The sequence below is a fragment of the Paenibacillus agricola genome (assembly GCF_011440305.1).
GTDB lineage: Bacteria > Bacillota > Bacilli > Paenibacillales > NBRC-103111 > Paenibacillus_S > Paenibacillus_S agricola.
This window is the reverse complement of the sequence record NZ_JAAOIW010000009.1, coordinates 15,332-28,988: the sequence shown is the minus strand read 5'-3', so window position 1 is coordinate 28,988 and position 13,657 is coordinate 15,332. Positions and strand designations below refer to the sequence as shown.

General features: G+C 44.9%; 10 protein-coding genes. 9 read left to right on the top strand and 1 reads right to left on the bottom strand.

The genetic code is table 11. The annotated features are described in order from the left end of the window. Positions 1 to 92: 92 nt before the first annotated feature. From G9U52_RS22575 to G9U52_RS22540, 8 genes are all read left to right on the top strand, one after another. A complete protein-coding gene (locus G9U52_RS22575; RefSeq protein WP_166152894.1) occupies positions 93 to 500 on the top strand; it encodes a hypothetical protein in 408 nt (135 codons plus the stop codon). Positions 501 to 577: 77 nt separating this feature from the next. Continuing rightward, positions 578 to 2,176, top strand: coding sequence for a type 2 periplasmic-binding domain-containing protein (locus G9U52_RS22570; protein ID WP_166152917.1), 1,599 nt, complete (start codon positions 578 to 580; stop codon positions 2,174 to 2,176). Positions 2,177 to 2,279: 103 nt separating this feature from the next. After that, positions 2,280 to 3,260, top strand: a complete 981-nt coding sequence (locus tag G9U52_RS22565; RefSeq protein ID WP_166152916.1) for an ABC transporter permease — start codon at positions 2,280 to 2,282, stop codon at positions 3,258 to 3,260. A 36-nt stretch (positions 3,261 to 3,296) separates the two neighbouring features. Further along, positions 3,297 to 4,199, top strand: a complete 903-nt coding sequence (locus tag G9U52_RS22560) for a carbohydrate ABC transporter permease (protein WP_166152915.1) — start codon at positions 3,297 to 3,299, stop codon at positions 4,197 to 4,199. 59 nt (positions 4,200 to 4,258) lie between these two features. Next, on the top strand, positions 4,259 to 5,863 hold the full coding sequence (locus G9U52_RS22555) for an alpha-L-arabinofuranosidase family protein (protein WP_166152914.1): 1,605 nt from the start codon (positions 4,259 to 4,261) through the stop codon (positions 5,861 to 5,863). A 68-nt stretch (positions 5,864 to 5,931) separates the two neighbouring features. Then, positions 5,932 to 7,461 carry a carboxylesterase/lipase family protein gene (locus G9U52_RS22550; protein WP_166152913.1) on the top strand — a complete coding sequence of 510 codons (1,530 nt, stop codon included), beginning with the start codon at positions 5,932 to 5,934 and terminating at the stop codon, positions 7,459 to 7,461. 15 nt (positions 7,462 to 7,476) lie between these two features. Next, entirely contained in the window at positions 7,477 to 9,684 is a 2,208-nt protein-coding gene (locus G9U52_RS22545) for a glycoside hydrolase family protein (protein ID WP_166152912.1), read from the top strand. A gap of 12 nt (positions 9,685 to 9,696) precedes the next feature. Further along, a complete protein-coding gene (locus G9U52_RS22540) occupies positions 9,697 to 9,921 on the top strand; it encodes a hypothetical protein (RefSeq protein WP_166152911.1) in 225 nt (74 codons plus the stop codon). Positions 9,922 to 10,236: 315 nt separating this feature from the next. On the opposite strand, the gene G9U52_RS22535 is transcribed toward G9U52_RS22540, so the two are convergent. Next, a complete protein-coding gene (locus tag G9U52_RS22535) occupies positions 10,237 to 11,454 on the bottom strand; it encodes an MFS transporter (protein WP_166152910.1) in 1,218 nt (405 codons plus the stop codon). Positions 11,455 to 11,848: 394 nt separating this feature from the next. On the opposite strand from G9U52_RS22535, the gene G9U52_RS22530 reads away from it, so the two are divergent. Then, positions 11,849 to 13,657 carry a cache domain-containing sensor histidine kinase gene (locus G9U52_RS22530; RefSeq protein WP_166152909.1) on the top strand — a complete coding sequence of 603 codons (1,809 nt, stop codon included), beginning with the start codon at positions 11,849 to 11,851 and terminating at the stop codon, positions 13,655 to 13,657.

The window sequence follows — 13,657 nt, the reverse complement described above, 5'->3', positions numbered from 1 at the left end:
GAAAGCGATTAAAAAATACTCACTTAAAATGCTTTTGAAAGCGCTTCAATGATAAATCCTTTACATACTCTAGGGCGAAAGGAGGCGGTGAAATGGCAAATCGGCAGGATTTAACTGCCCAACTTCCCGATGGGCAAATGTTTCAGTTCTGGGAGGTCGAACAAAAGTATGATCGCGAAATTCATGGGGACAACAAAAACCCTCTGGCATCGGATGAAAACAGCGTCGGTGATGAAGACCGTTTAAGACGATTAACGCAGCAGTGTTTTGCCCCAAAAGTACCGTTTTTATCGTATATTCGTGTGAAAGGGCTTACTTTGGCGCATGCGACATTGGGCTCGCCGATACCGCAGCGGGGTTCCCTATCCTGTTACAGGGAATGCACCCGTGATAAAGAAAACGTGATTGACAACAGCATTCTGTGTATTGACCCAAGAAACTGTCTCTCGATCTCAAGAATCGGCATTGGAGCAATACTAAAAAAATCCCACCGAAGTTAATGCTCTCGTGTCTTAACATATGGGAGCACTATAGGATGGTGGGGAGGAAGAGGCTTAAAATATAAGGAGGATGAAATATGACAAAGTTGAGGAAATTAGTATGTCTTGGAACGGCTGTATTCATCATGCTTAGTATTGCAGCATGCAGCAGTGACTCAGGGAATAAGTCGGATCAAAAAAATACCGATAGTTCCATGCGTGTCAAACTAACAATGGCGTCCGTACAGGGAATTGAAGGATTTAATTACACCAATGGTGATGCCCTTGCCAAGTATTATTCCGACAAGTTCAATTACGATTTAGATATGACGGCGCTGAACTGGGACAACTGGAATGAAAGACTCCGGATATGGATCAACTCAGGCGACATGCCGGATATTGCCGTATATAACTATATTCATGCGGATGCCGCTTCTTTTGTCGAGCAGGGACTTATCAAAAAGCTTCCTGACGACTGGAAAACCCGTTGGCCTAACGTAGCAAAAGTTTATAGTAAAACATCACTCGGGCCTCAGATGGAAAAAGTCTTCGGTGGAACCTATTTCATTCCCAGAGCACGTTTTATGACTAACTTGCCCGGGGACCCATTGTCGAATCATCCATCCATATTTATACGTAAAGATTGGGCTGAAGCTGTGGGTTTCCCTATCAAGTCCACCTATACGACCTCTGAGATTATTCAGTATGGTAATCTGATAAAGCAAAAGGATCCCGGAAAAGTAGGCGACAAATTAATTCCGCTTGCTGAGAATACAAATCATGCCGTTGATTTGTTTGTTGCAAGAAACAGCACTCATTTCAATAACTTTTACAAAGATAAAGACGGTAAGTATAAATGGGGCGGAGCTTCCGAGGATACCCTGAGAGGGCTTAAATTGTTCTCTGAAGCGTACCGGTCCGGTGTCCTTGGTAAGGATTTCTTCACTGTGAAAAATGAAGAGCATGGTTCTTACTTTAATGTAAAAGGCAATGCAGGTGCTACCTTCTTCCAGGCACCGACATCAGCTCTTCGGGTTTATTATGATGATTTTCAGGCTAATACAAAACTTGATCCATTTCAAAACATTCATATGGCTAATGTTATGGGGGAAGATGGTAATTATCATCAGGAAGACCTCATTAATTTCTGGGGCACAATCATCTTCAATCCGAAAATATCCGATGACAAATTTGAGCGCTATATGAGTGTGCTTGATTATAACGCTACTCAAGAGGGAAATACAATAGCTAATATGGGGTTAAAAGAAGTGGACTGGACTTATGACAGCAATGGCCAAGTAAAGTCACTCTTCGACCAAGCCAAAGAAGGCAAGCCACTTGGCGGCGCAACCGGAAAGTATCCAGCTATGGGCTATCTGTTAGGCAGCACGATTCTGTTTGACGATTTCGCATTCGACAATCCCAATACCGACCAAAGATTAAGGGATCTGTCAAAGCAGCTTTATGCCGAAAAAACGAAAAAAGGTACTCCTGACACATTCACTAAAGTTAACTGGGATTTATATACCTACGATTCGCCAAGCAAGAGAAGGGCCCAAATCGATTACTATACAGAGTACGCCAATCTTATTACTATTCAGGGTGATATAGAAGCAAACTGGAAGAAGTGGATTGATTCGAAGATGCCAATAATAAAGCCGGTTCTGGATGAACTGAACTCAAAATTGGCTAAATAGTCAGCAAATACCTTTCGATTAATTGGCTTCAAGTAGCTGCGGTGAATCCCATTTGATTTGCTCGGCTACTTGATTTTTACCACTCTGGTAGAAGGAGTTTCATATGGAGAATATAGTGGTGGAAAAGAAGAAGACATCCTTGGAAAAGAATCATTTATCCTTGTTGAGTCGCGTAGGGAAGTCCAGGGAAATTTACCTCCTGCTATTACCGGGAGTCATATGGTATATCATTTTTGCTTATATTCCAATGTATGGGTTAACATTGGCGTTTAAAACATACAAAGCCAATCTCGGAATTTTTGGAAGTCCGTGGATTGGACTCGACAATTATATTTATGTTTTTAGAGATCCCGCATTTATTGAATCGATCTGGAGGACGCTATGGATTAACGCAGGGCGTATCCTGTTTCAGTTCCCTATTCCGATTATTTTAGCTCTATTATTAAATGAAGTGCGTGTGAACAGATATAAAAAGGCTATACAAACGGTGTATACATTCCCCCACTTTTTGTCATGGATTATTGTTGCCAGCGTTATGAGTAATACTTTAAATACTCAAGGTATGGTAAACGGTATTATCAAAATGCTGGGTGGGGAAGCAGTCAATTTTCTTGGCTCCACTGAAATCTTCCTATCCTTACTGTATATTTCTGAAAACTGGAAGTCGGCAGGGTGGGTCATGATCATCTATCTGGCAGCTATTGCAGGAATTGATACGGAACAGTATGAATCTGCTCAGCTCGACGGTGCGAGCCGTTTGCAGACGATGTGGTATATCACCCTTCCAGGTATACAAAGTACAATTGTTGTAATGTTGATTTTAACAGTTGGAAATCTGATGAATACTGGATTTGATCAGATTTTTAATATCAGTAATGCTGCAACTGCCAAAGCCGGTGAAATCCTGGACATCTATATTTATCGAATTACATTTCAGTCTGCTGCCGACTTCTCTTTCTCAAGTGCAGTAAGTTTGTTTCGATCTATAATCAACTTTGCTCTGTTGCTATTCGCTGACCGTGTCTGTAAATGGCTTGGTGCGGAAGGACTTTTTCCGTCTAATAAGAATAGGGTTCGGGAATAAATTGGATGCGAATATATATGGGAAAGGAAAGTGAATATGGCGGGGGTTAGACCAGTACCGAAAAAAGCTTATCATCATAACCAAATACAATTATTGGATATTGTCCTGTTGGTTATTCTCACATTCTTTGCTATCGCCATCATTTTACCGTTTATTAACGTTGCTGCAGTATCCTTTTCAACACAACAGGAATATCTGAAATCAACGGTGTTATTGATACCAACGGATGTTACACTTGAAAACTTCAAGGCATTGTTTGAAGACGGACGCATATGGATAGGTTTTCGTACAACCTTGCTGGTCCTCGTACTAGGATTGCCGCTTAACATGTTTCTGACTACCAGTATGGCTTATGGGCTTAGCCGCCCCGATTTTCCGTTTAAGAGATTTTTCATTTATTTTGTTGTCGTTACTCTGTTGTTTCAAGGCGGAATTGTCCCCATATACCTGTTAATGAAGCAGCTGAATTTAATTAATACAATTTGGTCCGTTGTGCTTGCCTATGGAGTTAATTCATTTTATTTAATCATAATGATGAACTATTTCCTGTCGATACCGAAATCGCTTATGGAGTCGGCTAAGCTTGATGGGGCAGGTGAATGGCGGATCCTCTTTAAAATCATATTGCCTTTATCCATGCCTATCATTGCGACAATCATATTGTTCTATGCCGTGGACCGTTGGAATGAATGGTTTAATGCAATGATATTCATAAGGAAAGGCAACCTTGTTGTCTTGCAGCTTGCTTTAAGGTCAATTGTTATCGATTCACAGATCAGTCAGCAAATGAATATTTCGAATGTGCAAACCGATGTAAAGTTTTCGGAAGGTATGAAAATGGCTGCAATCATTGTAACGATGATCCCTATCATGTGTGTATTTCCTTTTTTGCAAAAGCACTTTGTCAAGGGGATGCTGATAGGTGCAATTAAGGCTTAATAAAAAAGAAACATTGATTTTCCGTATGGATTATTTTCTAAAGAGAAGAGGGTTTCTTAATGATAAAGAAGGCAAAAGTGACTGTACACCCGGATTATAAGATAGGCAAGGTAGATAAACGTCTGTTTGGTGCGTTTCTCGAGCCGATCGGAAGCTGGGTCTATGGAGGCATCTATAATCCCAAGCACCCAACTGCGGACGATATGGGTTTTCGGTGGGATGTCATAGACGCTGTCAAGGAGTTTGATCTTCCGGCCCTTCGCTTTCCCGGAGGTAACTGGGTTTCGGGCTGGGACTGGAAAGATTCCATCGGACCGGTTGAAAACCGTAAGGTACAGCTGGACCTGTCGTGGTTCCAGATTGAGCCGAATATTATCGGCCATGACGAGTATTTGGAGTGGACCAAACGTGTCCATACAGAACCGATGTACACCATCAATCTCGGGACGGAAGGTATTAAAAGCGCCGCACACTTGGTGGAGTATTCCCGTCATATCGGCGGCACATATTGGTCCGACCTGCGCAAGAAGTATGGGCACCCCGACCCCTATCCCATTAAGACCTGGTATCTTGGGAATGAAATGGACGGCCATTGGCAGATAGGCTCCTGGGAAAAAGATCCAGTCGGGTTCGGTATTCGCACCCATGAGATTTCCAAGATGGTCAAATGGATTGACAACAAGGCGGAAACCGTTTTTGCAGGTACCTCCGACCATTACAAGCATTTCCCCGAATGGGAAATGGCGGCGCTTGAGCAGTGCTACGAATCGGTAGACTACGTATCCCTGCACCATTACCACTCCGCACCGGAGGGCGACATCGCCAATTATCTCAACATTTCCTCCGTATTTGAGGACTATATCAAGACAAGCATTGCTATGTGTGACTATCTGCAAACCAAGCTGCGTACGCCTAAGAAAATGTACATCTCCTTCGACGAATACGGCTGCAACTTTGGCAGGCAGGGAGAGGTTCTCTTCGGGCGCAGAGGCTGGCAGGATGTTACCAAGAGTTACTCCCAGTTTGCTCCCAGAGACAATGTCTTTACAAGATTTGACCCGGAGAATTATGTAGAGCGCAGGTTTGGTTCCCATCAAATGCTGAATGCCCTCGCCATGTCCTCGGTGCTTCTGACTTTCCTGCGTCATGCGGACCGGATCAAGATAGGCTGCATGACCGGCGGCATTCGAAACGCCCTGGCTTTTAACGGCGCACATGTGTGGAAGAACGCGGCATATTATCCATATTACCAGATGAACAAGCTAACCCGCGATGGCATATCGATCCTGCCCGTGGTCGACGGACCGATCTTCAACACCGAGCAATTTGCCCTTACAGGCTCTAATCAGTGCCACGCCTACGAAAACGTTCAGGCTATAGAAGCCGCCGTTGTGCAAAATGAGGAAAAGGGCGAGGTCTACATCTTCATGATCAACCGGGGGATCGAGGATGACATCGAGGTCAGCTTGGACGTTCGCGGCTTCGATGGTTATAAGCTCGCCGAGCATATTGAGATGTACACCGATGACCTGGAAAAGGAGAATAGCTTCGAAAACCAAGATGCGATAAAGCCCACAAAAAATACCGACACCAAAATGGAAAGCGGTAAAGTGACAGCCATTACCAAGAAGCTTTCATGGAATGTGATTCGCCTTACGAAATAAATACCATTTGAAAGCGATGATAAACAGATTTTATAACGAGTAAGGAATTGAAGAGAGGAGCATCAAGTATGCTTAGAGTAGTGAAAGTTGAAAACGGTACAGTTCAGGGGCAGCCGGCAGCCGACCCCCGTATAACAAGTTTCAAAGGTATTCCATTTGCTGCACCGCCCGTAAGCGAGAACCGCTGGCGTGCCCCACAGCCCGCAAAAGATTGGGAAGGTGTGTTGAAAGCATACGATTTTGCGGCGGCCTCGATGCAGGTAAGGCAAAAGATCGATGTAAATAACATCTATACCAGGGAATGGGCTGTGGACCCGGACATCCCCATGGACGAGGACTGCCTCTACCTGAATGTATGGACTCCAGCAAACAGTCCCGATGAGAAGCTACCGGTGTTTGTATGGTACTTCGGCGGCGGGCTGCAGGTCGGTCATACGGCTGAGATGGAGTTTGACGGCGAACGCATTGCACGCAGGGGCATCGTGGTGGTAACGATTAACTACCGTTTGAACCTGTTCGGATTTTTATGCCATCCTGAAATAACGGCGGAAGCTCCGGAAGCTCCCGCAAACTTCGGCCACCTTGATCAGCAGTTCGCAACGCAATGGGTCAAACGCAATATCACGGCTTTTGGCGGCGATCCCGATAACATTACGATTGGCGGACAATCTGCCGGCGGCGGAAGCGTCATGAGCCAGCTCACTTCGCCTCAGAACGAAGGTCTCTTTCAGAGGGCAATTATTCAGAGCGGTGTATTAACGACGCTTTACCCGGGAGGCCGCATGCCCAGAGTTCGGCGAATTCTGGCGGAAGCCGAACAAGAGGGTGAGAAATTCTTTAAATTTTTGGGAGTTTCCTCCCTTGCAGAAGCCCGTAAGCTTGATGCAGAATATCTCCACGACAAGATGCTGGAATATAATAAGGGGTTCGGGTTCTGGGGTACCGTTGTTGATCATGTGTTCAGCGTAGGCAACGCATTTGATCTATTCCTTGAAAACAAGCGCCGGATGGTACCAGTGCTTTGGGGCCACACTTCCTCCGAATTTTTCAGTGTTCCGAATGTCAAGACACTTGAGGAATTACGGCAATTGGCTGCCCAATTGTTTGGCGATGATGCCGATGAGTTTCTTGCACTTTGCCAGGCTCAGTCGGACAACATAGATGAAGTAGTGAAAAATGCTTCCGCGAGCAGTTTCGAATATGCGATCAGGAATGCCTCACAAGCCAATGCGGATACCGGAGCTAATATCTCGCTGTATTATTACAATTTTGATGCGGAAATACCGGGATGGGATAACCCTGGAACCTTCCACTCGGTGGATCTCTGGTTCTTCTTTGAAACCCTCGCCAAATGCTGGAGGCCTTTTGTCGGCAAACATTATGATCTTGCCCGTCAGATGTGCAACTACTGGGCTAACTTCATCCGTTCCGGAGATCCGAATGGAAAGGATTCCACAGGAGAGGATATGCCGCAGTGGGAGCCCTATACTCCTGAGGCACCATACGGAATGGTGTTCAAAGATAAACCAGAGTTTGTCAGGGAACAACCTAGCGATTTAATGAAATTCCTTGTGAAGCAATATTTCAAGAAAAAATAATAAGGAGAAATATCTATGAAACTAGTATGCGGTGACTATGCCCTTAACTTTCAGGACGGCGGAGTTGAGGTACAAAAAGAAGGAAAGCTTCTATATTTTAATAAACGCCCGATGTTTGTAACGGTAAAGACCATTGTTGCTCTTAGTGAGTTTTACGACAAAGCATACAGCGAGATTGCCATTTCCGGCGATACAATCACCGCCAAGGGTACATTAACCGTGCCCTCCGGCTCTGAATTTTCCTTTACAGATACTTATGAAGCAACCGGCGCCGGACTTAAGCTAAGCAGGAACGTAAAGGTGCTGAAGGCGGGAGATGACCTTGGTTTTTCCACCAAGCTCTCCTTTATAATGACGGAATCGGACGATCCGCATGAATATAACTGTTTCGCGCCGGGTGTATGGTATAAGCAAAACGAATTTGCGCGTGAGAACGCCTTTGGCAAAGACCTGGATTGCGAGTATTTCTGGCGACTGGAGACCGCTTGTGCCCTGCCTTTGTTTGCCATGCAAAACATCGCATCGGGCGAAATGGCGGCAATGTCACGTTGGACGTCAGACGTGACCATGCGGTCTCTGGATATTGCACAGGCTGCAAATCATGTTGACCCCAAATTTACCATTGGAGCCATTGGCATGAGCAAGCCGGAAAGCAGAACCACGAATTATCTGTATTATGGTTTTGCCGTTCGCAAGGAATTCGAGACGAAAGTCGACGGCTTGTCCATCGATTATGTATACCCAGGCTGCGATGGTCAGATGCCTGCAACAAGAAGGTATGCGGGTCTTGACTTCAAAGATCAATTCAAATCCTTCCAGCGCGTGAGCCACCCGGTGGAGGTCGGTTTTGAGCAAAACTACGCTGTGGCTGTAAATTTCGGACACTATAGCGGCTTTCAGCTAATGATGAGAGACATCTGGCGGGTGACCTATGACCGGATGCGCGACAAGTTATTTGATGTAGATAATGAGCTCCATTTCCACAACTGCATGAAGATGCTCACCAAATATACGCGGCAGTACGGCGATTCGTACGGGTTGCCCTTCTCCTGCCAGTTGCCCGACATGGATGTATCCAGTGTGTCCTTCCAGTTCGGCTTTGTCGGACAGCAGCCCGGAATCGGTTATCAGTTGCTGCGTTATGGCGATGAGGAAAACGTGCCCGAAGCCTTCGAAAAAGGCGTGAACATCATGGATTTCTGGGTGCGGACGGCGATGACAGAATCCGGCTTGCCGCAAATGTGCTACCATCCCGGCATCAACGAGTTCGAGCCCTATCCCCACTATATCCGGATGCTTGCCGACGGGATTGAGCCCATTCTAGACGCGTACCTCTATATGCACAAGATAGGCGACGAGCGGCCGGCATGGCTGGAATTCTGCAGAAAAACCGCCGATTGGATTGTGAACATTCAGAATGAAGACGGCAGTTTTTACCGTGCATACAATACGGACAGCTCCATCCGCATGGACTCCAAGGCCAACACACCCAGTGTGATTCGTTTCTTGGTGCAGTTCTATCTGATGTCGGGCGATGAAAGATATAAAGCCGCTGCGATCAAGGCGGGGGATTGGTCTTACGAAAATGCTCACTTGAACATGGAATACCGGGGAGGCACCTGCGACAACATGGACATCATGGATAAAGAGGCCGGGATCTATGCTTTGTTCGGCTTCCTTGCCCTGTATGATTTGACCCGTGAAGACAAGTGGCTGGAAGGCGCGATTGGCGCTGCCGATTATACCGAAACTTGGACCTATGCGTGGACATTCCCTGTGACTACCCCTTGGCCGAAGCATCCATTCAACAAGTATTCTATCAGCGGACAGAGCATTATCACCATCGGCGGGGGAGCCGATGTGTATATGGCTGCCTGTTCATATACCTATTACAGGCTGTATGTGATTACAGGAGATGAGCATTATCTGGATTTTGCGGAGTTCATCCATAAGAACACCCGACAGTCCAATGATGTGGACGGCAGTATTGGATATATCATGCCCGGCTTGGGGCACGAATCAGGCAACTTTACCAGTCAAAATCTGCAAAGCCACTATCATTGGCTGCCTTGGTGCACTTATGTGGAAATCGATCCCTCATCGAGGATGTATGATACCTTTGGCTGCTATGAAATTGCAGATGCCCAAAGACTCAGTCCGGAGGAGAGGGCCAAGAGAAACCGTATATATGATTCATTTGCTGAAATTCAGATAGGAAGCTAGGGAGCTCGCTATATGATTCGGAATCAGACGAAAATCAAATTGCCCCGCTTGATCAGCGACGGTATGGTGATACAGAGAAACGCGCAGGTAAACATATGGTGCTGGGCGCCGGCAGGAGAAGTCATCGCGGTCCATTTTATGGGAAAAAGTGTGGATGCCCAAGTAAAGGCAACTTTCTTTCTGGGGAACGTTGTAGATAAGGATACGGTTTATATCAACGGTAACATTATTGTATGAATAGTTTTGGATTGCTGCAAATTTTTCATATTGAAATAATAAACAGTGCTTAACATTGACTTTGGATAGTTCAATGTTAAGCACTGTTTTGTTTTTAATTATAATACTGGTGATCTAAGGCCGCTTATAGAGGGCATACCGATTCTGTTCTTGATCATGAAGAAGCGGATTGGGATCGGGTATTCGCTTCTTCCGTTAAAGAAGTATTTCTGACGCGTGACCTACCTAGCAAAAACCTTGGTATATCCAGTTTCCGCCAAGTGGAACTTGAATTCAATGCTTCAATGCGTTTGGCCAAGTCAATGATTGCCGGGGCTATCCTTTTAAGGTTTCCTTTACCGACTTTTCCAGCCTGTTCGTATCCAATGCATTACCTTTTAAAATACCAGCAATGACTAGCATGACCAACCCATTAATGATGAAAACCGTCGTAATTGAGAACAAATTGGCAAGAAAGCCGCCTAATAAAGGACCAATCATCATTCCAACCTGCATCGAGGATTGGTTCAAGCTGAAGGCACGGCCCCGAAAGTTTGGTTCCGTCACCTTGACAATTAGTGCGTTGAGTGACGGGTACACAGCAGCAAAAAATAAGCCATAAGTAAAACGCAATATACCAAAGCCAATAAGATTATGCAGCATAATTTGCACGATATTGCCAAGACCGCCGCCGATTAGACCGATCATTAATATCTTCTCATATCCGACTTTCGTTCCAAGCTTTCCCCAACGGGGTGCAGCAATTAGCGCTGCCACACCAACTGAAGAGAATATAATGCCAGCACTGAGCGAAGCCGATTGATTCGATGCCCCTAACTGGATGACATAAATTGTCAGTAGCGGCTCCAGCAGCATGACGGACATTGAGGTCATCATCACCACCCCCAGCACCATAACAAGCCTGTTATTCGCCAACGCCGACTTTAGGTCATGGATTACCGAAATTCGCGTGGATGATCGTTCGAACTTCTCCTCCCTGGCCCAAATCCAAGCAATGAGAAAAGCAGCCAGGATCGCGCTCCCTGAGAACAGGAAGGATTCGCGGTTGCCGATCCAATGGCTCACGAGCCCGCCGATCAAGGGACCGAGAATCGTCCCCGCTGCACTGGCAGTAGACATAAAGCCTAATGCATAACCGACATTTTTCTCGGGCGTATTGGTAGCGATCATCGCAATAGCGGAGGGCACGAATCCTCCGAATAGCCCTTGCAGTAACCTAATAACCAGTAACTGGTAAGGATTGACTACAAAGAAGGAGGCAAAATGCAGAATCATTAAACAAAATCCCGAGCGAAGTAGCGTTTGTTTACGTCCATACTTATCGGCTAGAGCCCCCCAGAACGGGGCGGTTACAGCACTGGCAAAAAAGCTAATGGCAAAAATCGTCCCTGCCCATGTTTCCAAATGATCCTCCACTCCAAGCTCATCATGAAGGAAAATAGGCATAAAGGGGACAATCATGGAATAGGCCATGCTAACAAAAAATACACTGGTCCATAAAATATAAAGATTGCGCTTCCATGGATAATTCATGAAGGGTTTCCTTTCCAAGTTCAGTTTATAACATCCAGCGACCAGGACTGCGTTGGATAGTTTCTTTTTTTATTTCATTAACCTTTTATCTCATTTATCATAAGCTATCGCTAATCGGTCGTATACAGACATTTATTGCTTTGCACCAATAATCGTATTTGCACAGCAAGTTTAAAGGGGATATTTAACATGTAAAGAATGTCCTGCCCCGGCCATATTTCAGTATTTTGAATTTTTTTTCACAGGATAGTGGAACATGGAACTTGAGTAGAAGTCTCGTATATATTTAACATAACATTTAATATGTAATCTTTATTGTCCGATGTTCTCATTATAGACATATTGTCTCCGTACCGTTTATACTTTAGCTACTTGAAATTCGAGGAAGGTGCTTATGAGGGGGAGACGGTTTAACCGCATTACGACCCAGTTCAATGATTTCTTCCATAGTCTACCATTTAAACAAAGAATCCTGATTTCCTTCGTCATCTTGATCACATTGGCAATTAGCGCGGCAGGTACGATTTCATATTTGATCGCATCCAAGGAAATTCAGAACAATGCGTTTGAATCTAGCCAGGAAACCGTCAATAAGACCGCGCAAATCATGGATACCCGACTGAAAAATATTTCTACATCGATTCAATCGCTAATGTTCAGCGACGCCTTCGAACAAATGCTGCGAGATGTTCAGAATAACGATTTTCTCAATTATTATAAGCACTTATCCGCATTGCGGTTTGTATTTTCCCAAATAAGCTATAACGAGCCTTTGATTCAAAATGTTTTAATAGCGACGCCAATCGGTGATTTTTATTCGACATCCGACAATCGAAACCCAGCTCAATCATTTTACGATTCCGACTTGTATGATAAGATCAAAAATAGCCCAAAAGGCGTTTGGTACAAAGGACACGCCGATCTCTTTTTTTCGGGAAACCAGCGTGTGTTCTCTTTTGTTACCAAAGGGATGCATGAACGTGTGTCCAGTGATCCGCTGAATGTATTTGTTGTCGTGAATATTAAGGAAAGAGAGTTTGTCCGCTTAATTAACCAAAAATCGCCAAGTAAAGACCGCAATTATGTATTAGTTGATGCCAAAGGTGAGGACGTCATTCAAGACGATGTCCCGAACACTTACCATTTCAATCAGGACGCCTTGTTTTTACAGCAAATGAGGTCTGGGCTGCAGGGTTCTTTTTTTCATGAATTCCATAAAGCCGATTATTTGGTTAACTATACGAAGCTGGAAATTACCGATGATTGGGTTCTCATAGGTACACAGTCCAAGGATCTGCTGCTGCAGCAGGTGAACAGTATTAAGCGGACGACCTTATATATCATTGTGGGCTTCGTGTTGACATCCTGGCTGTTGTCTAATTACTTGACGGCTTTGCTCTTGAGACCTTTGTTTAAGCTGCAGGGATTGATGAGAAAGGTCGAGGACAACCAGCTGTCGGTTCGTTTTGAAAGCCGTTATACAGATGAAGTGGCTCAGGTCGGATTTCAATTCAACCGGATGCTGGATGAGATCAATCAACTGATTGGCAACGTCAAGTTCAGCGAGCAGGAGAAACGAAAGGCAGAGATGAAAGCTTTAACGGCTCAGATGGAGCCTCATTTTTTGTACAATACTTTAAATGCGATCTATTGCAAGTCGGTTTTGGGAGAAAACAACGACGTGAATGAGCTGATTCTGGCCTTATCTCAAATGTTTCAGTTGGGCTTGAGCGGCGGCAAGGATATGATGACACTGGAGGATGAATTATCGCATGTCAAGCAATATTGTGCGATTCAGCAGAAATGCTATGAAGGTTTGTTTGAGTACGAGTTGATTGTTGAGGATGATCAGCTGCTAGCCTATTATGTACCCAAAATTGTGCTCCAGCCACTGGTTGAGAACAGTATTTTACATGGATTTAAGGACAAAGCTTCCGGAGGTAGGATCCGCATACAGATCTCAGAGGACGATCAAATGCTGCATCTCCTGGTTGAAGACAACGGCACAGGTGTAGATATGGAAAAGGTCGAGCAGGGAATGGCAGCTGGTGGCAATACCAAAAATGGCTATGCATTACGAAATATTAGCAATCGGCTGCAGCTGTACTATGGGAACGAGAGTCGCATGAAGCTGACGAATAATGACAAGAACGGAACTACAGTAGCTTTGTGGATTCCGATAAATAAAGGAGACCATGAATAG